Source organism: Streptomyces viridifaciens (genome assembly GCF_001888885.2).
Lineage (GTDB): Bacteria > Actinomycetota > Actinomycetes > Streptomycetales > Streptomycetaceae > Kitasatospora > Kitasatospora aureofaciens.
In genome coordinates, this window is sequence record NZ_CP090841.1 from 3801582 (window position 1) to 3825347 (window position 23766).

18 protein-coding genes and 1 tRNA gene are annotated in these 23766 nt (G+C 74.2%); 11 read left to right on the forward strand and 8 right to left on the reverse strand.

Translation table 11 applies throughout. The annotated features are described in order from the left end of the window. Positions 1-19: 19 nt before the first annotated feature. Positions 20-1123: a helix-turn-helix domain-containing protein gene (locus BOQ63_RS24000; protein WP_079183723.1), complete on the reverse strand. Its 1104-nt coding sequence runs from the start codon at positions 1121-1123 to the stop codon at positions 20-22. Between the two features lie 235 nt (positions 1124-1358). Between BOQ63_RS24000 and BOQ63_RS24005 the strand changes: the two genes are divergently transcribed. Further along, complete coding sequence (locus tag BOQ63_RS24005; protein ID WP_318299377.1) at positions 1359-2063, forward strand: RNA polymerase sigma factor; 705 nt, start codon at positions 1359-1361, stop codon at positions 2061-2063. Further along, complete coding sequence (locus BOQ63_RS24010; RefSeq protein WP_050366689.1) at positions 2060-3475, forward strand: hypothetical protein; 1416 nt, start codon at positions 2060-2062, stop codon at positions 3473-3475. The genes BOQ63_RS24005 and BOQ63_RS24010 overlap by 4 nt, the downstream gene beginning before the upstream one ends. Before the next feature lie 53 nt (positions 3476-3528). On the opposite strand, the gene BOQ63_RS24015 is transcribed toward BOQ63_RS24010, so the two are convergent. Further along, positions 3529-5028, reverse strand: coding sequence for an aminopeptidase P family protein (locus BOQ63_RS24015; RefSeq protein ID WP_030278434.1), 1500 nt, complete (start codon positions 5026-5028; stop codon positions 3529-3531). Positions 5029-5152: 124 nt separating this feature from the next. Further along, the gene (locus tag BOQ63_RS24020; protein WP_030552022.1) at positions 5153-6601 is read right to left on the reverse strand and encodes a PP2C family protein-serine/threonine phosphatase; all 1449 of its coding nucleotides are present in this window, start codon (positions 6599-6601) and stop codon (positions 5153-5155) included. Between the two features lie 619 nt (positions 6602-7220). On the opposite strand from BOQ63_RS24020, the gene BOQ63_RS24025 reads away from it, so the two are divergent. Continuing rightward, a complete protein-coding gene (locus BOQ63_RS24025; protein WP_037828007.1) occupies positions 7221-7892 on the forward strand; it encodes a bifunctional DNA primase/polymerase in 672 nt (223 codons plus the stop codon). 218 nt (positions 7893-8110) lie between these two features. Here the strand turns inward: BOQ63_RS24025 and BOQ63_RS24030 are convergent, their stop codons facing one another. The 4 genes from BOQ63_RS24030 to BOQ63_RS24045 form a co-directional block, all read right to left on the reverse strand. Then, the gene (locus BOQ63_RS24030; protein WP_030278440.1) at positions 8111-9094 is read right to left on the reverse strand and encodes a DUF5926 family protein; all 984 of its coding nucleotides are present in this window, start codon (positions 9092-9094) and stop codon (positions 8111-8113) included. Between the two features lie 135 nt (positions 9095-9229). Then, positions 9230-9649: an ATP-binding protein gene (locus BOQ63_RS24035; RefSeq protein WP_336470372.1), complete on the reverse strand. Its 420-nt coding sequence runs from the start codon at positions 9647-9649 to the stop codon at positions 9230-9232. A gap of 432 nt (positions 9650-10081) precedes the next feature. Further along, on the reverse strand, positions 10082-10906 hold the full coding sequence (locus BOQ63_RS24040) for a glycerophosphodiester phosphodiesterase (RefSeq protein ID WP_078866965.1): 825 nt from the start codon (positions 10904-10906) through the stop codon (positions 10082-10084). 130 nt (positions 10907-11036) lie between these two features. Continuing rightward, positions 11037-12455: a purine-cytosine permease family protein gene (locus tag BOQ63_RS24045; RefSeq protein ID WP_150476080.1), complete on the reverse strand. Its 1419-nt coding sequence runs from the start codon at positions 12453-12455 to the stop codon at positions 11037-11039. Positions 12456-12803: 348 nt separating this feature from the next. Between BOQ63_RS24045 and BOQ63_RS24050 the strand changes: the two genes are divergently transcribed. The 7 genes from BOQ63_RS24050 (at position 12804) to BOQ63_RS24080 (ending at position 20627) form a co-directional block, all read left to right on the forward strand. Further along, entirely contained in the window at positions 12804-14828 is a 2025-nt protein-coding gene (locus BOQ63_RS24050; protein ID WP_318299378.1) for a S1C family serine protease, read from the forward strand. A gap of 61 nt (positions 14829-14889) precedes the next feature. Next, positions 14890-14977 (forward strand) — tRNA-Ser (locus BOQ63_RS24055). A gap of 129 nt (positions 14978-15106) precedes the next feature. After that, positions 15107-15934, forward strand: a complete 828-nt coding sequence (locus tag BOQ63_RS24060; protein WP_030278449.1) for a MerR family transcriptional regulator — start codon at positions 15107-15109, stop codon at positions 15932-15934. 175 nt (positions 15935-16109) lie between these two features. Next, positions 16110-17348 (forward strand): MFS transporter, encoded by a 1239-nt coding sequence (locus tag BOQ63_RS24065; RefSeq protein ID WP_223886027.1) that lies wholly within the window; start codon positions 16110-16112, stop codon positions 17346-17348. Then, the gene (locus BOQ63_RS24070; protein ID WP_030278451.1) at positions 17341-18705 is read left to right on the forward strand and encodes an FAD-binding oxidoreductase; all 1365 of its coding nucleotides are present in this window, start codon (positions 17341-17343) and stop codon (positions 18703-18705) included. Before BOQ63_RS24065 ends, BOQ63_RS24070 begins: the two co-directional genes overlap by 8 nt. Before the next feature lie 479 nt (positions 18706-19184). After that, positions 19185-19514 (forward strand): hypothetical protein, encoded by a 330-nt coding sequence (locus BOQ63_RS24075; protein ID WP_072656343.1) that lies wholly within the window; start codon positions 19185-19187, stop codon positions 19512-19514. Between the two features lie 336 nt (positions 19515-19850). Continuing rightward, complete coding sequence (locus tag BOQ63_RS24080) at positions 19851-20627, forward strand: pyridoxine/pyridoxamine 5'-phosphate oxidase (RefSeq protein WP_223886028.1); 777 nt, start codon at positions 19851-19853, stop codon at positions 20625-20627. Between the two features lie 78 nt (positions 20628-20705). Here BOQ63_RS24080 and BOQ63_RS24085 read toward each other — a convergent pair whose 3' ends face one another. Next, the gene (locus BOQ63_RS24085) at positions 20706-21770 is read right to left on the reverse strand and encodes an EamA family transporter (RefSeq protein WP_197697981.1); all 1065 of its coding nucleotides are present in this window, start codon (positions 21768-21770) and stop codon (positions 20706-20708) included. Between the two features lie 322 nt (positions 21771-22092). Between BOQ63_RS24085 and BOQ63_RS24090 the strand changes: the two genes are divergently transcribed. Continuing rightward, complete coding sequence (locus tag BOQ63_RS24090) at positions 22093-23754, forward strand: long-chain fatty acid--CoA ligase (protein WP_072654943.1); 1662 nt, start codon at positions 22093-22095, stop codon at positions 23752-23754. The last annotated feature ends 12 nt before the right edge of the window (positions 23755-23766 follow it).

Sequence of the window (23766 nt, forward strand, 5' to 3'; positions counted from 1 at the left end):
GGACGAGTCGCGTTGCGGCTCATGCCACCCCGCGCCCGAAGGAGCGCCGGTAGGCGGTCGGCGAGGTGCGCATCACCCGGCCGAAGTGGTGGCGGAAGGTCGCGGCGCTCTCGAAGCCGACCGCCGCGGCGATCTCCTCCACCGACCCCTCCGGCGCCTCCAGCAGCGCCAGACTGGCCGCGATGCGCTGGGTGACCACCCAGCGCATCGGGCTGGTGCCGTTGCGGGCGGTGAAGTGCCGCAGGTACGAGCGGTCCGACATCCGGGCGGCCCGGGCCAGCACCGAGACGGTCAGCGGGTCGGACAGGTGGTCCAGGGCCCACTGCATGCTGCGGGCGATCCCGTCCTCGTCCTCCTCGACCGGGCGGACCGCCGCCTCGATGAACTGGGCCTGCCCGCCGTCCCGGTGCGGCGCCACCACGAAACGGCGGGCCACGCTGTTGGCCACCTTCGCGCCGTGGTCCCGGCGGACCAGGTGCAGGCACAGGTCGATGCCGGCCGCGCTGCCCGCGCTGGTCAGCACGTCGCCGTTGTCCACGTACAGCACGTCCGGGTTGACGCGGACCCGCGGGTGGCGCTGCTGGAGCAGTTCGGCGTACCGCCAGTGGGTGGTCGCCTCCTTGTCGTCCAGCAGCCCGGCGGCGGCCAGCGCGAAGGCGCCGGAGCAGATCGAGACGATCCGGGCGCCGCGCTCGTGCGCCGTCCGCAGCGCCTCGACCAGACCGGGGGAGACCTCGCCGCTGAAGGCGTTGCGCACCCCGGGGATGACGACGGTGTCGGCCGCCGCGAGGTCGTCCAGGCCGTGCCGGGCCGTCAGCGCGAAGCCGCCGACCGCGTCCAGGGCCGCCCCGGGGCGGTCGGCGCACACCTTCAGGCCGTACCAGGGCGCCGCCAGCAGCCCGCCCAGCTCGGGCCGCGCCAGTCCGAACACCTCGACCACCACGCCGAGTTCGAACGGTGCCATGCCCTCGAAGGCGTACACCGCGACGTCGTGCACGGGCTCCGGGCGCCGGCCGATGGTGACGGCCACCGGGTGCGACCGGGCGGCCCGGTCCTCGGCGCTCGGCCCGGCGGGCGGCTCGGCGCTCTGCCCTGCGATCTGCTCGGCGGTCGGCTCGGCCATGCGGAACCCCCTGCTCACGGGTGGCGGAATCCCGGTGAGTGTAGCCGTTGCGGCCACCCCGGAGGTTTCTGCGAACTCCCCTGCAACCTCCCCCCGTCCCACACGTCCATCAGTACGGGGGCGGAGGGAACCGGGCCGCAGGCGGCTGCGAGGATCTCCGCGATCAGGACCTTGATCAGTGCCTGACGGTCCGGCGTGCACGCCGTCACCGTCCCGGGGGAAAGCGGAACCGTACATGTCCATGGCCATCGGGCCGTTCGCCGCGTCACGGCGGGGGCGCGGCATCTCCGTCGGCGGAGTTCGCGGAGTTCGCGGACTGCGCGGAGTGGTCGTCGCGCTGTTCGGCGCGCAGGAGGCCGGCGAGCCGGACTACGCGCTCTCCATCGACCAGCAGGCGGCCCAGCGCCGCTCCGGCTTCCGGCTGCTGCGCGGCGGCCGCAAGCCCGCGGAGGACCGGCCCACCCTGACCGACCTGTACCACGCCCACCGGCTGGGACTGGTCCGGATGGCCGTCCTGCTGGTCGACCACCAGGACCTGGCCGAGGACGTCGTGCAGGAGGCCTTCACCCAGCTCTACCAGCGCCACGGCGAACACCTGGACGACCTCGACAACGCACTCGGGTACCTGCGCACCTCGGTGGTCAACGGCGCCCGCTCGATGCTGCGCCGCCGCAGGACCGCCCGGGAGTACGTGCCCCCGCACGAGGCCGACGCCCCCTCCGCCGAGGACCACGCGGTGCTCAACGACGAGCACCGCCGGGTGCTCGTCGCCCTGCAGGAGTTGACCCCCCGCCAGCGCGAGGTGCTGGTGCTGCGCTACTGGTCCGACATGTCGGAGGCGCAGATATCCGAGACCCTGGGCCTGTCCCGGGGCGCCGTGAAGTCCACCGCCAGTCGCGCTCTGGACGCGTTGGAAAAGCACCTGGAGAAGGTTCGATGACCGACAAGCTCCCCCGCCCGGGCGGCGGTGACGACGACGGGCTGGCCGGGACCCCGACGGAACGGCTGCTCCGCGAGGCGATGAACGCCCGGACGTCCCTGATCACCGCCCACGACCTGCGTCCGGCCGCGCCCCCGAGGACCCGGGTGCGCCGGCTGCGCCCGGTGTACGCGGTCACCGTGCCGCTGCTCGGCCTCGCCGCCGCCGCGGCGATCGGCGTGGTCACCCTGCACGGCAGTCCGGTCGCCAAGCAGGACGTCCCCCCGCCCCCGGCCGCCAGCCTCACGGCCTCGCCCGGTCCGACCCCCACCCCGACCCCGAGCACCAGCGCGAGTGCCGCCCCGACCGGTGACGCGCAGACCGCGGACCCGCTGGCCGACGTCACCCCGACGTCGAGCCGCTCGGCCACCGGTGCCCCGACCGGTCCGGCCACGCCGTACACCTTCCGGGGCGTCAAGCTGAAGGTGCCGGCCGGCTGGCGGGTCGCGCCCGCCGACCCGGCGGACCTCCACCTGTGCGTGCTGAGCCCGGGAGCCCCGCAGGGCGCCTCCGCGCAGAACTGCCAGCCGTACGGGGTGGACCTGGCGGTGTTCGACACCGGGTCGCCGGGCTGGCCGTCGACCGCCGACCTCGACGCGCAGAGCGGTTGGAGCCACCAGCCCAACTGTCCGGTCTGGGGCGATCCGCATCCGCCCGCCGCGGGGGAGTCCGTCAGCAGTACGGGCCCGACGAAGAGCGCGCCCACCGTCTCCGGCCGTCCCGCGCTCAAGTCGCAGTGGCAGGTGACCTGCGGCCAGTCGCCCTTCACCGCGCAGGTCTGGGCGCTGCCCAAGGACCAGGTGTTCGTCTCGGCGGTCGGCCTCAGGGACGAGTACCAGGCCGGGCTGCAGTCGATCGTCAACAGCCTCGACGTGAGCGGCCACAGCCAGGCTCCGCAGACGACGGCGCCGCCCGGCCCGAGCGAGGTCGCGGTCAGCATCGACGGCCTCCCCACCGGCCAGCAGCTGCGGGTCGGAAGCGCGGTCGTCACCTTCTCGGTGACCTTCCGGAACGACGGCCGGAGCGCCTCCGGCCAGCTGGAGCCGCTGGTCTTCACGGACCGCTACGCAGGCACGCCGGTCGTGCCCGGCCAGCAGCTGCCCAACGACGGCAAGCTGGAGCTGCAGACCGACAGCGGCTGGATCACCAAGCCGATGTCCCCGGCCGGCGACACGTCCTACGCCACGGCGCGGGACGAGGAGCTGTTCTCGCTGGCCCCGGGGCAGAGCAGGACGCTGATCTACCGGCTGACCATGGGGCCTCGGAGCGGGCCAGGCGACATGCCGTTGCGGGCGCAGGCCGTGCTCCCGTACCACGGTGGTGACCTGACCGTGATCGCCCGCCAGGACCTCACGGTCAAGCTCGTCTGGTAGTGCGCAAGGGCCCGGCCCCCGTCACCGGGGAGCCGGGCCCTTCGGCGCTCGGTTCAGGCGAGCGAGGCCATCCACGCCTCGACGTCCTCGGAGCGGCGCGGCAGCCCCGCCGAGAGGTTCTCGTTGCCGTCCGCGGTGACCAGGATGTCGTCCTCGATCCGGACGCCGATGCCGCGGTACTCCTCCGGCACGGTCAGGTCGTCCTGCTGGAAGTACAGGCCGGGCTCGACGGTGAGCACCATGCCGGGCACCAGCAGGGCGTCGACGTGCTCCTCGCGGCGGGAGTGGGCGCAGTCGTGGACGTCCAGGCCGAGCATGTGGCCGGTGCCGTGGAGGGTCCAGCGGCGCTGGAGGCCGAGCTCCAGGACCTTCTCGACGTCGTGGACGGAGGCGTCCAGCAGGCCCCAGGCGAGCAGCCGCTCGGCGAGGACGCGCTGCGAGGCCTCGTGGAAGTCGCGGAAGCGGGCACCCGGCCTGACCGCGGCGATGCCGGCCTCCTGGGCGTCGTACACCGCGTCGTAGATCTTCCGCTGCAGCTCGGTGAAGGTGCCGTTGATCGGCAGGGTGCGGGTGACGTCGGCGGTGTAGAGGGTGTGGGTCTCCACGCCCGCGTCCAGCAGCAGCAGCTCGCCGGGGCGCACGTCGCCGTCGTTGCGGACCCAGTGCAGGGTGGTGGCGTGCGGGCCGGCGGCGGCGATGGTGCCGTATCCGACGTCGTTGCCCTCCACCCGGGCGCGGCGCCAGAAGGTGCCCTCGATCCAGCGCTCGGAGGTGGCGACGGCCTGGCCGAGCTCGCGGACCACGTCGGTGAAGCCCTTGACGGTGGCGTCGCAGGCGGCGCGCAGCTCGCCGATCTCCCACTCGTCCTTGACCAGCCGCAGGCCGCTCAGGAACTCCTTGAGCTCGGCGTCCTTGTCGGCGTCCAGCACCTCGGCGAGCGCGGCCTCCAGGCCGGCGTCGTAGCCGCGGACGATCCGGGTCGGCACGGCGGAACCCTTGGCGCGCTCGGCCAGCTCCTCGGCGGCCTTGCGGACGTCGCGGGCCGGCAGGCCGAGCCGCTGCTCCTGCTCGCTCAGGCTGTACCGGCGGCCGACCCACAGCTCGCCGTAGCCGTCGAGCCAGAACTCGCCGTTCTCGCGGTCGGAGCGGGGCAGCAGGTAGAGCGTGAACTCGTGGCCGGCGTCGCCGGTCGGCTCGCCGACCAGCACCGCGTCCTCGGTCTGGTCACCGGTGAGGTGCACGTACTCGCTGGCGGCGCGGAAGTTGTAGTCGGTGTCGTTGGCGCGCACCCGCAGGTTGCCCGCGGGGACGACCAGGCGCACGCCGGGGTGGGCGGCGGACAGCGCGGCGCGGCGCTCGGCCGCGTACCCGGCCTGGGCGATCGGGGCGAGGCCGTGCAGCTCGGTGTCGGCCCAGCCGGACTTCATCGAGGCGGACAGCTCGTCCGAGATCTCGCCGTAGAGGCCGTTCTTGCGGCCCTTGAACTGCGGCGGCTCCTCGCCGCCCTCGGCCTCGGGGTTCTCGGCCACCGCGGGGGTCCGGTCCTCGCTCACGTGCAACGCCTCCTTGGGGGTGGTACCGCCGCCCTCGGGGGAGGTGTCGGGTCGCGACACGCGCGGACGGCCGTGCGTCCATGGTACGGACGCCCGGCCGACCGCATTTCCGGGGTTCGTGCGCCTACTCGAAGCGCGCGGCCAGCAGCATCAGGTCGTCGGTGGCCGGGGCGGCGTCCGGAACCGGGCAGACGGCCAGCAGGTGGGCGCAGAGCCGGTCCGGGTCGATCCGCACGTCGCGCGGGGCGTCGGCGGCGGCCCGGCGCAGGTTGGCCTGCCCGGCGTGCAGGGTCGGGCCGCAGCGGCGGGCCAGTCCCTCGGTGTAGAGGAGCAGGGTGTCGCCGCGATCGGCGGTGAACTCGATCCCGGGGGCTTCCCAGCAGGCCAGCATGCCGAGCGGCGCGGAGAGCGAGGTCTCCACGAACTCGGCGCCGTGCCGGCCGACCAGGACCGGCGGGCAGTGCCCGGCCCCGGCCAGGGTGACCCGGCGCTCCCCGGGTTCCACCCAGGCGTAGACGGCGGTGGCGGTGCGGGTCGGCTCGGTCGTCTTGAGCAGCAGCTCCAGGTCGCCGAGGACGGAGACCGGGTCCTCGCCCTCCAGCACCGCGTACGCCCGCAGGGCGGCCCGGATCCGGCCCATCGCGGCGGCCGCGCCGGGGGCGGAGCCGGGTCCCGCGCCGGGGCCGTCGCCGAAGACCGAGCCGACGGTGAGGCCGACGGTGCCGTCCGGCAGCGGGATGGCGTCGTACCAGTCGCTGCCGCTGGAGTGGTCCAGGCCGGCCGGGACGACCCGGGCGGCCAGTCGCAGCCCGGCGGCGCGGGGGAGGTGGTCCGGCAGCAGGCCGCGGCGCAGCGCCTCGGTGGTGCGCCGGATGCGCTCGACCTCCAGCTGCTTGGCGAGTAGCGGCGCGGCGAACTCACAGTAGCGGCGGGCCAGTTCGCGCTGGCATCCGGTGGGTTCGGCGGGCCGGTCGTAGAACCAGACGACGGCGGCGAGCGGGCCGTCCTCGACGGTGGCGAGCGGCAGGCCGACGGCGCCGCCGAGGCCGAGCTGGACGGCGAGTTCACGCAGCCGGCCGCCGACGGCGGGGTCCTCGGCGAGGTCCGGGGAGTGCAGCTGCTCGGGCCGGTCGTCTTCGCCCAGCAGCCGGGCCAGCAGGCTCTGCTCGGTCGGGACGGTCTCCAGGGCGCCGAGGCTGGCCCGGTCGAGGCCGAGGCCGACGGGCTGGCCGGGACCGCCGCCCGGCATCAGGGTGACGAGGACGCCGCGGTCGGCGCCGAGCAGGGCGGCGCCGGAGGCGAGGACGGCGTCCAGGGTGGCGGCGAGGCCGCGGGCGTGGGCGAGGCGCTCGGTGTGCTCGTGCAGGCTGGTGATATCGGACAGGCGTCCGGCCAAACGGTCCTGCACGGTGGCGGACGGTGCCGCGGTGCCGTCGGTGCCGTCCTCCGGGGCGTCGGCGGGGCCGAGCAGGCCGGGCGGGTCGAGGACGGTGAGCCCGCCTGCGCAGCCGGGCTCACCGGGTTCGGCGGTCGTCGGCGCCGGGTGGGACGTCGACGGGTGGGAGTTGGTCATGCCGCCACTCCTGACGCGGTGCTACGTGCCATGCGGAACCCCCAGATACGGCCGATGTGGAGCGAGCACGGCCAAAGGGCGTGTTTCGCCTCGATTCGCTACTACTCGTCATTGATCGACAGCAATGCCACCACTTCTACACAGGCCATTCGGGGCATGTCCAGATCCGGGGCGACGCGGTGGCCTGTTCCACGGCTGCTCGACCCGGTCGGAGGGCGTGCACGGCTGGTGCGCGCGCCGGTCGTGCCCGCAGGCATGGAGCGAGCCGCGAGCGGGCAGAACGGAGGGGACGGACCGGGCGGCCGTCCGGATCGTATGTCCGCGCCGCCCGCGTTCTCGGCTGGCCGGAAGTCTCTCACTCGTACGGTGGAACCAAGCGCGCCCGGGCGGCGTCCATCCGGTCGCGTACGGGATTCTCGTTCCAAGGGCTGTTCCAGTGCGCGGCCCTTCTCATGTCGTGCTCCACACCGTGCTCCACGTCGTAGCCGCGCCGTCCGCCGTGCCGCCCGCCCCGCTTCGCGCCTTCCCGGGACCGTGCCGCCGCAGGTCCGCGCGGCGAGTTCCGACGGACGTCGGCGGGGCGGAGCGAACCGAGCGGTCAGGGAAAGGAACGAGCGCCATGCGTGAGAACCCGAAGAGCCCGAAGAGCCGGTCGCAGGAGTCGTCCGCCCGGCTGGCCGCGGCCCTGACGGCCGCCGTCGAACACCGCTGGCCCGTGGTGCCGGGCACCGTGCTGTGCGGAGGCCGCTGCTCCTGTGGTGACCCGGACTGTCCGGCGCCCGGCGCCCACCCGCACGACCCCTCGCTGCTGGCCGCCACCACGGACGCCCGGATGGTGCGCTGGTGGTGGGAGCGGCAGAGCCCGGACGCGCCGGTGCTGGCCGCGACCGGCTCCGCGGTGTCGGCGGTCAGCCTGCCCGCGGCGGCCGGGGCCCGGGCGCTGGTCCACCTGGGGGCGCTGCGGCTGCCGCTCGGGCCGGTGCTCGCGATGCCGGGCCGCTACGCGCTGCTGGTGGCCCCGTACTCGCTCGACGCGCTGGGCGAGATGCTCGCCCAACTCCCTTGGGTACCGGGAACGTTGCGCTACCACGGGCCGGGCGGCTTCCTCCCGCTGCCGCCCGGCGGCGGGGCCATGGGGGTCCCCCCGGCCGGAGGCTGGGGGAGGGTGCGCTGGGTGCTGGCGCCGCGGCCGGCCGGGGGCGGCGGGGTCCGGTTGCCGCAGGTCGGGCCGCTGCTCGGCGAGTTGGTGGATGCGACGGTCCGGCTGGACAGTGGCCGCTCGGCGTACTGACGGACCGCCGGGTGGTGCCGGACTCCGGGCCCGGTGGTGCGGGGCGTTCCGGAAAAACAAAAGATCCGGCCGCTGGCGACGGGGGATGCACCAGCGGCCGGACTCTTTAGACAGTAACAAGGATCCGCGCCCGCGCCAATTTCCAAGACGCCCTCCAGGCCCGGAAATTGCGGCTTCGGGGCGACAATGTGACGCGTATCACCCGAATCCTGCGCGCTTTAGTTCAGGGTGACCTGACGGTTCACCAGGTTCGCGCGGGCGCGCCGCTCCTCGGCGGTCAGCGGGGTGGCGTCGGCGAGGACGGCGGCGAGCCGCTCGCCGAACTCGGCGGCCGGCTTCTCGCAGTCGGCGGCGGTCATGGCGAGCGGGAGGTCCCAGACCGGCACGGTCAGGCCGTGCGCGCGGAAGGAGCCGACCAGGCGGGTGTCCGGGCCGAGCGAGGCCTCGCCGGCCGCGTTCAGCCGGGCCAGCGCGTCCAGCAGCTGCTCCTCGGGCACGGTCATCACCCAGCGCAGGTGGTTCTTGTCCGGGGTGCCGCACCAGTAGGCGGCGTCGACGCTGTCGAGCTTCTCGGTCGGGATGGCCGAGGCGTTGGCGCGCTCCAGCGAGGCGGCGACCTCGCCGGTGGCGGCCTCGGCGTCCTCCAGCCAGAACTCGAAGCCGGAGTGCACGGTGGGCGTGAAGGCGGCGGTGGTGTCCAGCAGGTCCTGCAGGCGGCGGCCGCCGGGGACGGTCCGGCGGGCCGGTACGGGGCTGCCCGGCTCGGTGGCCAGGGCCAGCTCCAGGGCGTCCGCGAGGTCGCGGCTGAGGTCACCGGAGGAGGACTGGGTCTGCAGGCCCAGCAGGATCGAGCCGTCCGGGCGGCGCAGGGCCGGCCAGGCCAGCGGCAGCACGGTCGCCAGGGTGACCGACGGGACGTCACCCCCGGCGCTCGCGGCCACCCCGGCGGCCAGCGTCAGCGGCGCCGTGGCGGCGGGCACCAGCTCGCGCAGCGCCACCCAGTCGGCCTCGCCCGGCAGGCCCTCGAACGGGCGGTGCACCAGCTCCTGCACCGCGTGCGAGGCCTCCCGGCCGTGGCAGGCCTTGTAGCGGCGGCCCGAGCCGCAGGGGCAGTCCTCGCGGGCCCCGACCACGGGGATCTCGCCCGTGACGGCGGTGGTGGACTGGCGCTGCGGCGCCTTCTTGGCGGCCTTCTTGCCCATGCTGCGGCTCTCCCGGGGACGGTGGTCCTGTTCACCGGGAAGCCTACTGAGGTTCCCCCGGCGCGCGGGAACGCGCCGGGGCGGGCGTCGCGCCGTCCGTGGCCATGCGCCGGGCGGGCGTCGCGCGGCCCGTGGCTACGCGCTGCGCGCGTCGCCCCCGGTGCGTCGGGCGTGCCGGGCGCGGGCGGGCAGCGCCGCCCAGACCGTCACCTCGCCGGGCGCGTCGCGCACGCCCCAGTCGCTGGCCAGCTGGTCGACGATGCCCAGGCCCCGGCCGCCGCGCGAGGTCAGCGAGGGACTGGCGGGCGCCGGCCGGGTGGCCGCGCCGCCGTCGGTGACCTCCAGGGTCAGCACGCCGTCGGCGTGCATCTGCCAGCGGACCAGCACTCCGCCGTCCGGCTCGGCCGGCCCGTCCTCGCGCTCCGGGCCGCCGGGCGCCGGGTGCGTCCCGGAGGGGACGCCGACCAGCACCTGGTCCACCACCTCGGCCCGGGCCCCGCGGCCCAGGGCCCGCAGCGGGCCGAGCGGACGGGCGTAGCGACAGGCGTTGCTCAACAGTTCGGAAAGGATCAGTACAGCATCCTCGATGACCGGTTCCGGTATTTGCCGGTCACCCAGATCTCGACGCAGTCGGCGCCGTGCGACCCCGACACTCGATGGGCCGTGCGGCACTGCCATGGTCGATGAAGTAGGCACTTCACGCGCCACCATCAACGCCACCCCCGGACCTCCTTCAGCGTATGCCGAGGGATGGATGCCCCTTGGTAATGCGTCGGAAACGACCGGCGGGGGATCCCGCGAGTCCCATTTCGAGCAGCGCGACCCAGGGTCGACGAGAGGTCATTCCGTGCTCACCCTCCGTCGCCCGCGCGCAGGAATTTCCGGCAATACCGTACGCGGAAGGTTTGACTGCCGACCAGAGTGATCGGGTCCCACCGGTACGGCGGCGGTTCCCGCCCCCGGATCACCGCCCGAGCTGCGCCCGGATCACCGCCCGAGCTGCGCCAGCACCTCGGCGGGCCGGTTGGTGATGATCGCGGAGACACCGAGCTCCAGGCAGAGCTCGACGTCGGCCGGCTCGTCCACCGTCCACACGTGCACCTCGTGGCCCAGCTCGCGCAGCCGGGGCACCAACTGCGGCCTGGCCTTGATCAGCTCGATGCCCGGACCGGCGATCCCCGCCCCGCCCGGCAGCGGACGGCCCGGCCGCAGCTGACCGAGCAGCGGCAGCATCCGTTCGATCAGGAACACCCGCCCGTACTCGGGCGCGGCGGCGGCCACCCGGTCCAGCGCGATCGAGGAGAAGCTCATGATCCGGGCGGACGGACGGTCGCCCTCCCGGGTCGCGCCGATCTTGAACCGCTCCAGCATCCGCAGCAGCTCGGCCTCGACCCGGCCGCGGAACCGCACCGGGTGCTTGGTCTCGATCGCCAGGTCCACCGGGCGGCCGCAGTCCGCCACCAGCTCCAGCAGCCGCTCCAGCCGCAGCACGCCGCGCAGCTCGGGGTCGGTGCTGGGCCTTCCGGTCTTCCAGGCGCCGAAGTCGTACGCCTCCAGCTCGGCGAGGGTCATCGCCGAGACGGTGCCCCGGCCGTTGGAGACCCGGCCGATCCGGCGGTCGTGGACGCAGACCAGGTGACCGTCGGCCGTCACCCGGACGTCGCACTCGACGGCGTCCGCGCCCTCGTCGAGCGCGCGCCGGTAGGCCGCGAGGGTGTGCTCGGGCAGCGCGTGGGAGGAACCGCGGTGGGCGATCACCTGGACGGAGGGCGCGGTGCGCGCCGCCGCCAGGGGCAGGTCTGGGCTGGTCACGGGCCCAACGATAGGCGGCGCAGGTGTCGCGGAGGCGAAGACGGTCCCAACCTGTGGGGCCGGCTCCGCCTCCGCGGACCGCCGGGGTCGGCGCCGGAGGGCGCGGCCGCCCCGGGCCTGCGCCGCCGCCTCAGACCTGCGCGGTGCGGCGGGTCAGCGGGGTGAGCGCCCAGGTGGCCAGAGCCGGGACCAGGAAGGCGAACAGCGAGGCGGAGGTCCACTCCTGCGGCGTGAAGTGCAGCGCCTCCTGGGCGGAGGTCCAGAAGTCCACCCACCAGCCGGCCACCGCGGTCGGCGCGATGAACTGGTAGACGGCGAAGCCCAGCACCCACGGCAGCAGCATCAGCCAGCGGGACGGCGCCCGCTCCGAGAGGTCCCAGCCGTGCCGGCCGGCGCCGAAGAAGTAGTCCACCGCCAGCACCGCCAGCAGCGGCACGAACACCGAACCGATCAGGCCGAGGAAGTTGCTGTAGGTGTCGGTGAACCGGTCGATCCGCAGCGCCAGCACGGTGGTCAGCACGCCGATCCCGCCGCTCAGCACCCGGCGGTCGACCCGCGGCAGCAGGTTCTGCAGCGACATCGCGGTCGAGTACACGTTGGCGAACGACTGGTCGGTCTCGCGCAGCACCAGCACCAGCAGGAACAGCCAGCCGGCCCAGACGCCGAGGAAGGAGTCGAAGATCCGGCTCGGGTCGCCGTCGGACTGCAGCAGCGCCATCAGGCCGAGCACGTAGCACCAGACCTGGGCGACGGTGTAGCCGGAGAAGCTGCCCCAGAAGGAGGAGCGCGGGGTGCGCGAGTGCCGGGTGTAGTCGGCGGCCATCGGGACGAAGGAGATCGAGACCGCGATCATCGCGTCGGTGGCGCCCAGGAAGCCGTGCCAGTTGCCCGCGCCCGGGTCCGGCACGCCCTGCCGGCCCAGCTGGACGGTGAAGTACACCATCGCGACGGCCACCGCCCCGGCCACGAAGCGGCGCAGCACCGCGATCGAGCCCAGCGGCCAGATCGTCAGCGCGGTGGTCAGCACGCCCGCGAGCAGCACGAACAGCCAGCGGTAGCCGGTGGTGTGGGCGACGGTCTGCGCTCCGGCCGCGATGGTCAGCAGCTCGAAGACGCCCCAGCCGATGCACTGGACGATGTTCAGCACGGTCGGCAGGTAGGACAGCCGGGTGCCGAACAGTCCGCGCAGGTTGGCCATCGCCGGGGCGCCGGTCCGGGCGCCGATCAGCGCGGCCACGCCGAGCATCGCGGTGCCGACGGCCGTACCGGCCACGATCGCGGTCACCGCGGCGGCCAGCGACAGCTCGCTGCCCTTCTCGCCGAGCACGGTCGCCGCGGTCGAGAAGCCGATCAGGCTGACGCCGAGGTTCATCCAGAGTGCGAAGTGGTCCCGGAAACGCAGCGTGCGCGGCGGCTCGGTGTCCAGCACCAGCGGCGCCTCGACCCGGTGGTCGAGCAGCGCGGTGGCCGCTGCCGAGACGGTCGGAAGGCCGGAGAAATCCTTGGGCCCGGGCGCGCCCGGAGAAGAGGATGACGAAGCAGGCGGCATGGCCGATACTCCCTACGCCGGCATTACCCGGACAGGTTCCGGCGGTCAGCGCCCCCTCGACGGTCAGCCTGTCGCTCGCCTGGCGTACCGTCGACATGCGCACTCTCAGCCTGGTGGGTCCAAGCTCCCGCGTGTCAGTTTGGAGCGACAGGCTAACCGGCACGGGTGCGAACGCCAAAGGCCGCGGGTGCGCGGTCCGCATCGCGGGATGCCGGCGGGGGGTGGGGAACCCCGGCCGTCGGTGGCGGCTAAGGATTCTTATGAGTTCTTCAGAGGGGTCCTTACGGCAATCGAATCGACGGTGCGAAAAACTATGGTCCTTGGTTCTGTCAGCTATGGAGGTCGTCCGTGAGCACCGAGCGCGAGGTTGGGCCCACCGGGCCGCAGGGGGAGCAGCCCGCCGGGGCCCAGGAGGCGGCAGGCGCCGCCTCCGACAGCACCGCTCAGGGCGGTCACAAGCCGACCATGGCCTTCAGCCGGGTCCCGCAGCCGGCGGCCGAGCCGGCGGCCGAGCCGGCGGCCGAGCCGGCGGCCGGAGCGTCCGCGGCGGACGAGGCTCCGGCCGACGGTGCGCCTGCGGCCGAGGGCGGGCACAAGCCGACCATGGCCTTCAGCCGGGTTCCGCAGCCGGCGGCCGAGCCGGTCGCCGAACCGGGCGCGCCGGAGGCCGCTCCGGCCGAGGGAGGGCACAAGCCCACCGTCGCCTTCACCAAGGTCCCCGCGTCGGAGGCCCCGGCCGCGCCGGCCGTCGAGGAGCCGGCCGTCGACCCGGTCACCGGCTACGTCGATGCCCCGCCGCCGGTCCTGCCGCCCGCACCGCCCGTCGCGCCCGCACCGCCCGTCGCGCCCGCCCCGGCCGTGGCCGTGCAGGCCGCGCCCGCCCCGGCCGCGCCCGCCGTGCCGCCGGGCACCAACCCGTACGCGACCCCGACCCACGGCGTGCCCGCCGCCGGTGCGCCGGACCCGTACGGCGTTCCGGCCGCCAACGCCCAGGACCCGTACGGCGTGCCGGCTGCCAACGCCCAGGACCCGTACGGCGTGCCGGCTGCCAACGCCCAGGAGCCGTACGGCGCTCCGGGCGCCGGCGGGCCCGCCCCGCACGGCCACCACCCCTTCGGCGCCGGCCAGCCGCTCGGCGGCTGGGGCGCCCACGACGCCACCTCCGGCGGCGCGGGCCACCCCGGCGGCCCGAACGGTCCGCTCGGCTACCCGGCCGACTACCCCGGCGGCCCGGGCGGCCCCGGCGGTCCCCGCAAGAAGCGCGGCGGCCTGGTGGCCCTGCTCGCCGCCGTCGCGCTGGTCGCCGGTGTCGCGGGCGGCGCGATCGGCGTGGTCGCCACCGGCCACAACAACAGCAGCAGCTCGGCCGACGACCACCGGAGCACCACCGTCCAGGCCAGCAACACCCAGAAGAACGAGCCCGCCCCCGGCTCGATCGCCAGCATCGCGCAGAAGGCGCTGCCCAGCGTCGTCACCATCAAGGCGCAGGGATCCCAGGAGTCGGGCACCGGCACCGGCTTCGTCTTCGACACCGAGGGCCACATCCTCACCAACAACCACGTGGTCGCGCCGACCCTCAACGGCGGCAAACTGACCGTCAAGTTCGCCGACGGCACGTCCTACAGCGCCTCGGTGCTGGGCCACGCCGAGGGCTACGACGTCGCCGTGGTGAAGATCGACAACCCGCCGAAGGCCAAGCTGGCCCCGCTGGCGCTCGCCGACTCCGACAAGGTCAACGTCGGCGACGCCACCATCGCGATCGGCGCGCCGTACGGCCTGGAGTCCACCGTCACCAGCGGCATCGTCAGCGCCAAGGACCGCCCGGTCGCCTCCGGCGACGAGACCGGCTCGCAGGCCTCGTACATGAACGCCCTGCAGACCGACGCCTCGATCAACCCCGGCAACTCCGGCGGCCCGCTGCTCGACTCCAGCGGCGCGGTGATCGGGATCAACTCGGCGATCCAGTCCAACGCCTCCGCCAACGGCCGGGCCGGCAGCATCGGCCTGGGCTTCGCCATCCCGATCAACCAGGCCAAGTGGGTCGCGGACACCCTGATCAAGACCGGCAAGCCGGTCTACGCCAAGCTCGACGTGCTGCGCAACGACGACTACAAGGGCGACGGCGCCCAGATCCAGACCCGCGACGTTCAGGGCCAGCCGGCCGTCACCCCCGGCGGCGCGGCCGACAAGGCCGGCCTCAAGCCGGGCGACGTCATCACCAAGCTCGGCGGCGCCCCGATCGAGAACGGCCCCGCCCTGGTCAGCCGGATCTGGACGCACAAGCCCGGCGAGACCGTGGACGTCGAGTACACCCGCAACGGCCAGACCATGACCACCAAGGTCACGCTCGGCCAGCGGGACGGTGACCAGTGACCCCCGCACGCCGAATCGTGTGCACCGAACCCCGCCGGACCCGTTAGGCTGACCTCCGCCTGGAGAGCTGCCCGAGCGGCCTAAGGGAACAGTCTTGAAAACTGTCGTGGCGTGACCCGTCACCGTGGGTTCGAATCCCACGCTCTCCGCCGGTAGGAGAACCACCTGCTCAGGGCGGGTGCCGACATCGTTCGGCACCCGCCCTAGGTGTTTTCCGGGGCGGATCCGGCGGGCGGGGTTGACCCTGACACCGTGGCAGGCGGTGGAGTGGAAGCACCATGTTGAACATCGGAGACTTCGCCAGCCACGGCCGGGTGTCGGTGCGGATGCTGCGCCACTACGACGCGATCGGACTGCTCAGGCCCGCCCGGGTCGACCCGGTCACCGGGTACCGCTCCTACGAGGCGGGCCAACTCGCCCGGCTGAACCGGGTGATCGCGCTCAAGGAGCTCGGCTTCACGCTGCAGCAGGTGCGGGCCGTTCTGGACGAGAGGCCGGACGCCGCCGAACTGCGCGGGATGCTGCGGCTGCGGCGGGCCCAACTCGCCGCGGCGATCGCCGCGGACGAGCAGCGGTTGGCCCGGGTGGAGGCGAGGCTCCGGACGATCGAGAGCGAGGGGAACATGTCCGAGCACGATGTCGTGGTGAAGCCCGTGCCGTCCGTCCGGGTGGCCCAACTGACCGGTGTGGCGGCGAGTTACCAGCCCGAGGACATCACGCCGGTGATCGGCCCGCTGTTCGCGGAGCTGTGCAGCCGGGTCGCCGGGGCGGGCATCGAGGAGGTCGGCCCGTCCGTCGCCCACTACGAGGACTCGCCGGAGGGCGACGGCTCGGTGCTCGTCCGGGCCGCCGTGCAGGTCCCGCACTCGGTGCCGGGCGGCCGGGACGACTTCGAGGTGCTCGACCTGCCGCCGATCGCGGAGGCGGCGACCATCGTCCACCGCGGCTCGATGGACGCGGCGATGGGCAGTTTCCAGGCGCTCGCCCGCTTCATCGGCGAGAACGGCTACCGCTCGGCCGGCTACGCCCGCGAGCGCTACCTGGAGACCCCGGACGACCTGTCCGGCTGGGTCGTCGAGCTGCAGGAGCCGGTGCTCCGTCGTTAGGGCCTGTCGGGCGGCTTGCCCTCGACCTGGTCGAGGGTCCTAGCGTCGCCCGGCATGACCACCACCGCGCCGCCCCGCCCGGGCCCTTCCCGTCCGGGCCCGCCCCGCCCGTACCTTCCCCGGCCGTACCTGTTCTGGCTGCCCGGTGCCCAGACCGGGCTGCTGGGGGGACGCCGTGTTGGGCTTCGCTCTCGGCTGGGCCGCTTCGGGGTACGGGGGCGGCGCGGCCGGGCTGGTCCTCACCGCGATCACCGTGCCGCGCACCACGCTGGTGCTGCTGGGCGGCGCGGTCGCGGACCGGCTCGGCGCCCGCCGGGTGATGCTCGCCGGGGACGCGGTGATGCTGGCCGCGAACGTCGCACTGACGCTCGCCGTGGCCGGGAGCCGGGGCACGCCGCTGTGGCTGCTGGTCGCGGCGGCGGCCGTGACCGGGACGGTCGACGCGTTCCACCTCCCGGCGAGCGGCTCGATGCCGCGCAGGCTGGTGCCCGCCGACCGGCTGCCCCGGGCGCTCGCACTGCGCCAGGCCGGAGGGCAGGCCGTGGTGCTGCTCGGGGCTCCGCTGGGCGGCCTGCTGGTCGCGGCGGGCGGGCTCGCCGGAGCGGCGGCGGCGGACGCGGTGAGCTTCGGGGTCGTCCTGCTGGTGCTGCTGAAGGTCCGGCCGGAGGGGGAGCGGCCGGGTGCCCTCCGCCGAGCGGGTCTGCTGGGGGAGGCGGCGGCCGGTGTCCGGCTCGCCGTCGGTGATCCGCTGCTGCGGGCCGCGCTGCTGCTCACCGGCGCGGCCGCCGGGGCGCTGCTGCCGGTGGTGTCGCTGCTCGGGCCGTTGCTGGCCCGGGCGCACGGCTGGGCGGCGGGAACGGCCGGGCTGGTTGCCGGCGGCCAGGCGGTCGGGGTGCTCGCGGTGGCGGCGCTGGTCGCCTGGCGGGGCGGGCTGCCCCGGGCGGGCACCGGGGCGGCCGCGGGGCTGTGTACGGCTTCGGCGGGCATCGGGCTGTTGGCCCTGTCCGTGGGACCGGTGGGGGCGGTCGCCGGCAGCACGGTGACGGGCATCGGCTCGGGGCTGTTCGCCTCCCACCTCGGCCCGCTGGTGCTCGGCGGCGCTCCGGCGTCCCATCTGTCGCGGATCCAGGCGCTGCTGACGTTGGTGCAGAGCCTGCCGTTGGTGCTGTCCACCGGCCTGCTCGGACTGCTGGCGGACGCGGCGGGAGCCGCCCTGCCCACCCTCCTCTGCGCCCTCGCGACCGCCGCGGCCGGCCTGACGGCCCTCGCCACCCCGGCCCTCCGCCGCGCCCGACCGGGTCCGGCGGCCACGGTGTGCCCGCCCGGCCCCGAGGCCCACTTGCCCGCTTTCGGCCCTCCGGGCAGAGTGCGGAGGTGGAGGCGGGCGGCGGCGAGCGGAGGCGGCGATGAGTGACCTGACGGACCGACTGGCGCAGGGCCTCCCGGCCGGGGCGGTGGTGGTGGATCCGGACGTGACCGCCGCCTACAGCCATGACATGGCGGGCTTCTGCGCCGCCGGTGCGCCCGCCGTGGTGGTGTTCCCGGAGACGGTCGAGCAGGTGCAGCACGTGCTGCGCACCGCCACCGAGCTGCGGGTGCCGGTGGTGCCGCAGGGGGCTCGGACGGGGCTGTCCGGGGCGGCGAACGCCGTCGAGGGGTGCGTCGTGCTGTCGCTGGTGAAGCTGAACCGGATCCTGGAGATCGATCCGGTGAACCGGGTCGCGGTCGTCGAGCCGGGTGTGGTGAACGCCGAACTGTCGCGCGCGGTCGAGGAGTTCGGGCTGTGCTACCCGCCGGACCCGTCCAGCTGGGAGTCCTGCACGATCGGCGGCAACATCGGCACCGGCGCCGGCGGCCTGTGCTGCGTGAAGTACGGCGTCACCAGCGAGTACGTGCTCGGGTTGGACGTGGTGCTGGCGGACGGGCGGCTGCTGTCGACCGGGCGCCGGACGGCCAAGGGGGTCGCCGGTTACGACCTGACCCGGCTGCTGGTCGGTTCGGAGGGGACGCTCGGGGTGGTGGTGCGGGCGGTGCTGTCGCTGCGGCCGGCGCCGGCTCCGCAGCTCGCGCTGGCGGCGGAGTTCCCGAGCGCGGACACGGCCGGTGCGGCGGTCTGCGCGGTGATGGAGGCCGGGCTGACCCCGTCGCTGATGGAGCTGATGGACGCGGTTTCCGTCCGGGCGGTCAACGAGCTGGGGCAGATGGGGCTGCCGGAGTCGACCCAGGCGCTGCTGCTGGTGGCCTTCGACGGGCCGGACCGGGAGGCCGGGTTGGCGCGGGTCGCGGAGCTGTGCCGGGAGGCGGGGGCGACCGAGGTGGTGCCGGCCGAGGACCAGGCGGAGTCGGACCTGCTGCTGGCGGCCCGGCGGCTGGCGCTGCCCGCGTTGGACCGGCTGGGGACCACGATGATCGACGACGTGGCGGTGCCGCGCTCCCGGCTGGCCGAGATGCTCAACGGCGTCGCGGTGATCGCGGAGCGGCACGCGCTGACCATCGGCGTGGTCAGCCACGCCGGGGACGGCAACACCCATCCGATCGTGATCTTCGACGGCTCGGACCGGGACCAGACGGACCGCGCTCAGCGCGCCTTCGACGAGATCATGGCGCTCGGGCTGGAGTTGGGCGGCACGATCACCGGGGAGCACGGGGTCGGGCTGCTCAAGCGGGACTGGTTGGCCCGTGAGCTGGGACCGGTCGCGCTGGACCTGCAGCGGCAGCTGAAGGCGGTCTTCGACCCGCTGGGAATCCTCAATCCGGGCAAGATGGTCTGATTTTCGGAGCGGGCGGATTCCTCCCGCCCCGGCCCTTTGTCGCCCACAGTTTCGGTACGACTTCCTGATGGTCCGCGAATGGCCGGAAAAGTCGACACGGGAGGGTGATCGAACTTTTCGGGGGCGTGTTCCACGTCGTCCCGCGCCGGGGTGGTGCGCCCGGCGGTTCGTGTGATGTCGAAGTGCCGCTTCCCGGAGGCCGCCGAGCGGCCGCAGAACGGCCGTCGTCCGGGCGAATTACCAGTTCATTGGCGGTGTGTCGACGCGCTGTCCGGTTCGGTGCCCGTTATGCGCGGCTGCGGTGAAGATCACGCTAACGGGCGAAAACCGCCCTGTCGGCTACCGCTTTGTCGATTTGTTGCGGAAGGCTGTCTTCCGGCGTCGCAGCCCGCAGGTGTTCGTCCGGCCGGCGAACCCCCGCACCCCATGCACGACCAATGCACGACCAATGCGTGATCAACAGCTTCTTGGAGGCGCACATGGCTCGCATCAACCCCCGGAGGGCGTCCGGGTTCCTGCTCGCCGTCCCGCTGGCGGCGGGTCTGCTGCTGGCAGGTGCCGGGGTCGCCGCCGCCGACAACGGCGCGGGTGCCGCGGCCGGTTCCAACGCCGGCGTGGTGTCCAACAACGGGACGGGCAACGTGTTCGGCGGGGTCAACGGCAACTACGTCTCCAACCAGCAGACGGCCACCGGCTCCGGCGCCTCGAACCAGAACAACACCCTCGCGGCGAAGGACAACGCGGGCGACATCCTGGCCGGCCAGGACAACAAGAACGTCAACGTCATCTCCACCCCGATCTTCGGCTGATCCCCCGGGCACCACCGCCGGCGGGGGCGCCGGGGGTGGACGGCCGCGGGTGAGCTGAGCACCCGTGGAGGGAGACCGGACGAAAGCTTCGACCGGCCAGCGGAAAGGGTCACCGCGAAACCGGCCTCGTGGGCGGTGCCGCCATCGGCACCGCCCACGAGTGTGTCCGGCGCCGGTCCCCGTGCGAGCGGCCCGGATCCGCCCACCGAGGGCCCGCGCCCGGAGTCGTCGGCCCACGGCGGTACGGTTGCGCTCCGACAGCGCTCCACGCGCCCGGCCCCGGAACGGACGGCCCGGCCGGGGCGGCGACCGCGGCAACCGGAAGGAAGGTGCGCGATGGCGGCGGAGGACGAGGGACTGACCGGCCCGGACGGGGCCAGGCCCGCACCGGAGCCGCAGGCCGACGCGTGCCCGGCACCGCTGGACGAGCGCCGGCCCGAGCCCAGGTCGGTCCCCGAACTGCTGCTCGGCCGCCCGCCGATGGCCCGCCCGCTGCCCTCCTTCGACCCCCAGGCCGCCCCCGCCGAGCCCGGTCCGCTGTTCGTGGACTGGCTCGCCACCGCGCTGGACGCCGGGGTGCTGGACCCACAGGCCTTCACCCTCTCCACGGTCGACGCCGACGGCATGCCGGACGCCCGGGTGCTGGTGCTGCGCGACGTGGACGCGGCCGGTACCGGCTGGAACTTCTCCGCCGCCGCCGACAGCCCCAAGGGCCGCCAGCTCGCCCACCACCCGGCCGCCGCGCTGACCGTCTACTGGCCGCAGCTGGGCCGCCAGGTGCGGGTCCGCGGCAGTGTCGAGCGCGCCGCCGACCTGGTCGCCGCCGCCGAGTTCGCCACCCGCTCGCCCGCCGCCCGGGTCGGCGCGCTGGTCGGCCGGCAGAGCGAGCCGCTGGGCGCGCTGGAGGAGTACGACGAGGCGGTGGCGGTCGCCCGCCGCCGGCTGGAGGCCACCCCGGGTGCCGTCGCGCCCGGCCACGCGGTCTACACCCTGTGGGCGCACGAGGTGGAGTTCTGGCAGGGCGACGCCCAGCGCCGGCACGTCCGGCTCCGCTACACCCGCACCGGCCCGGTGCGCACCCCGGAGTGGTCCCGCACCCTGCTCTGGCCGTAGGCGCCGCGCACGCCGTAGCCCGCCGTGCCCCCGGTCAGCACCCCCTGGCCAGTGCCGCCCGGGCCAGTGCCGCCCGGGTCAGCGCCGCCCGGTCAGCGTGGCCCCCACGCTGGCCGCGACCACGCAGCCGATCCCGGCCAGCTGCGCCGCGCCCAGCAGCTGGCCGAGCACCACCAGCCCGACCAGTGCGCTGACCGCCGGCTCCAGGCTGACCAGCACGCTGAACACCCGCTGCGGCATCCGGCGCAGCGCCGTCATCTCCAGCGCGTACGGGAGCACCGGCAGCAGCACCGCCACGCCGGCCACCGAGGCGAGCAGTACCAGCGGCGAGGCGCCGGGGGCGGTCAGCCCGTCCCGGGCCTCGCCGAACCCGAACGGCGCGAGGGCCAGCGCCCCGACCGTCATCGACACCGCGAGGCCCTGGAAGCCCTGGAAGGTGGCGCCGACCTTGTCGGTGAACAGGATGTACACCGCGTAGCAGGCGGCCGCACCGAAGGCGTAGAGCAGGCCGACCGGGTCGAGCGAGCCGCCCCCGTCGCCCTCGCCGAGCAGGGTCAGCAGGACGACGCCGGCCGCGGCGAGCAGCGCCCAGAGCAGGTGGCTGGCGCGCCGGGCGAAGACCAGGGCGACCGCGAGCGGACCGAGGAACTCGATGGTCGCGGCGGTGCCCATCGGCAGCCGGTCGATCGCCCCGGCGAACAGGTAGGTCATCCCGGCCGAGGCGACGCCGAGCAGGGCGGCCGCGGCGAGGTCGCGCGGGCGCTTGTCGCGCAGCCGGGGCCGGGTGACGGCGAGCAGGATGGCGGCGGCGAAGCCCAGCCGCAGGAAGGTGGTGCCGCTGACCCCGAGCGGGCCGAACAGCGGCTTGGACAGGGCGATGCCGGTCTGCACCAGGAACATCGCGACCAGACACAGAAGCGGCGCCGGGATCCGCTCCGGGCGCCGCAGTACCTTGCCGAACCGACCGGTGGACCGGCCGGGGCGCACCCCCGGGGGCGCCGCGGAGCCGGGCTCCCCACCTCGTCGCCAGCTGCCCCGCTCGCCGGCGGGCTCGCCCTTGGGGGCGGGCGGCATGGCAAGGGCCTCGGCGACGGCGGAGGCCGAGGTGGGTGCAGCGGTTTCGCTGGTATGGGAGGTGGGCATACTAGCGAGTTTGCCGTAAGGAGCGATGAACGGGCAAGCTCGTTACAAATATCGGGACGGAAGCGGACGGGTGCGCCCGAAAGGGCGGGCCCGCGCGGCCCGTCGACCGGGTGGCCGCTCACCGTGCACGAGGGGGCGGCGCGAGGAGCGGCCCGGACCCTCCGGGCGGGTCGGCCACGGGACGAATCCGTGATCCGTGCAACGGTGCCGGGATGCTGACAGGGGATGGACGGAAACGGCACAATCGGGCACGTCCGGGCCGTATTACCGCCCGGTAGGTGTGCCGTAGGAGCCACCGGTGCCGCCAGGTCGAGGAGGACCCGTGTTCAGCACGATGCAGGACGTACCGCTCACCGTCGCCCGGATCCTGGAGCACGGGTCCACCGTCCACGCCCGGTCGACCGTCACCACCTGGGACGTCACCGGGCCGGTCGTGCGGACCTACGCCGAGGTGGGCGCCCGCGCCGCGCAGCTCGCCCACGCGCTGCGCGACGAGCTCGGGGTGACGGGGGACGACCGCGTCGCGACCCTGATGTGGAACAACGACTTCCACCTGGAGGCGTACCTCGCCGTCCCCTCGATGGGGGCCGTGCTGCACACCCTGAACCTGCGGCTGCCCTCCCAGCAGCTGTCCTTCATCGTCAACCACGCCGCCGACCGCGTGGTGATCGTCAACGGCAGCGTCCTGCCGCTGCTCGCCGCCGTGCTGCCGGACCTAGCGCCCACGCTGAAGCACGTCGTGGTGGCCGGCCCCGGCGACCGTTCGCTGCTGGCCGGCTTCGCGGGCGGCGTGCACGACTACGACGAGCTGATCGCCGACCGGCCCACCGACTACCCGTGGCAGCGCGACATCGACGAGCGCCAGGCCGCCGTGCTCTGCTACACCTCCGGCACCACCGGCGACCCGAAGGGCGTGCTCTACAGCCACCGTTCGATCTACCTGCACTGCATGCAGGTCAACACCGGTGACAACTTCGCCTTCACCCCGCGCGACACCGCCCTGCCGGTGGTCCCGATGTTCCACGTGAATGCCTGGGGCATCCCGCACGCCGCCTTCATGTCCGGCGCCAACCTGCTCATGCCGGATCGTTTCCTCCAGCCCAAGCCGATGGCCGAGATGATCACCGCCGTCCGCCCCACCGTCAGCGCCGCCGTCCCGACCATCTGGAGCGGCCTGCTGGACGAACTGGACGCGGGCGACTACGACACCTCCAGCCTGCGCATGGTGGTCATCGGCGGCAGCGCCTGCCCGCCCTCGCTGATGAAGGCCTACGACGAGCGCCACGGCATCCGGGTGCTGCACGCCTGGGGCATGACCGAGACCTCCCCGCTCGGCTGCTTCGCCCAGCCGCCGGGCGGCCTCACCCCCGAGGAGGAGTGGCCGTACCGGATCACCCAGGGCCTCTTCCCGGCCTCTGTCGAGGCCCGGCTGATCGGCCCGGGCGGCGAGCGGATGCCGCACGACGGCGTCGCGGCCGGCGAGCTGGAGGTGCGCGGCCCGTGGATCGCCGGGGCCTACTACGGAGGCGCCGGGCAGGACCCGGTCCGCCCGGACGACAAGTTCTCCGAGGACGGCTGGCTGCGCACCGGCGACGTGGGCACCATCACCGCCGACGGCTACCTGACCCTCACCGACCGGGCCAAGGACGTCATCAAGTCGGGCGGGGAGTGGATCTCCTCGGTCGAGCTGGAGAACGCCCTGATGGGCCACCCCCAGGTGGCCGAGGCCGCCGTGGTCGCGGTGCCGGACGAGAAGTGGGGCGAGCGCCCGCTGGCCACCGTCGTGCTGCGCCCGGGCGCGACCGCCGGGCTGCGGGAGCTGCGGGCCTTCCTGGCCGAGCGGATCGCCTCCTGGCAGCTGCCGGAGCGCTGGGCGATCGTGGAGTCCGTCCCGAAGACCTCCGTCGGCAAGTTCGACAAGAAGGTGATCCGGGCCAGCTACGCGGCCGACGAGCTGGACGTCGCCACGCTCGGCAAGGAGTAGGACGACAGGAGG

Coding starts and splice junctions, on each gene's coding strand:
- BOQ63_RS24025 (WP_037828007.1), top strand. CDS start 7,221: ATGCGTGAGAACCCGAAGAGCCCGAAGAGCCGGTCGCAGGAGTCGTCC.
- BOQ63_RS24060 (WP_030278449.1), top strand. CDS start 15,107: ATGTTGAACATCGGAGACTTCGCCAGCCACGGCCGGGTGTCGGTGCGG.
- BOQ63_RS24075 (WP_072656343.1), top strand. CDS start 19,185: ATGGCTCGCATCAACCCCCGGAGGGCGTCCGGGTTCCTGCTCGCCGTC.
- BOQ63_RS24020 (WP_030552022.1), bottom strand. CDS start 6,601: ATGACCAACTCCCACCCGTCGACGTCCCACCCGGCGCCGACGACCGCC.
- BOQ63_RS24070 (WP_030278451.1), top strand. CDS start 17,341: ATGAGTGACCTGACGGACCGACTGGCGCAGGGCCTCCCGGCCGGGGCG.
- BOQ63_RS24010 (WP_050366689.1), top strand. CDS start 2,060: ATGACCGACAAGCTCCCCCGCCCGGGCGGCGGTGACGACGACGGGCTG.
- BOQ63_RS24085 (WP_197697981.1), bottom strand. CDS start 21,770: ATGCCCACCTCCCATACCAGCGAAACCGCTGCACCCACCTCGGCCTCC.
- BOQ63_RS24030 (WP_030278440.1), bottom strand. CDS start 9,094: ATGGGCAAGAAGGCCGCCAAGAAGGCGCCGCAGCGCCAGTCCACCACC.
- BOQ63_RS24080 (WP_223886028.1), top strand. CDS start 19,851: ATGGCGGCGGAGGACGAGGGACTGACCGGCCCGGACGGGGCCAGGCCC.
- BOQ63_RS24045 (WP_150476080.1), bottom strand. CDS start 12,455: ATGCCGCCTGCTTCGTCATCCTCTTCTCCGGGCGCGCCCGGGCCCAAG.
- BOQ63_RS24005 (WP_318299377.1), top strand. CDS start 1,359: ATGTCCATGGCCATCGGGCCGTTCGCCGCGTCACGGCGGGGGCGCGGC.
- BOQ63_RS24000 (WP_079183723.1), bottom strand. CDS start 1,123: ATGGCCGAGCCGACCGCCGAGCAGATCGCAGGGCAGAGCGCCGAGCCG.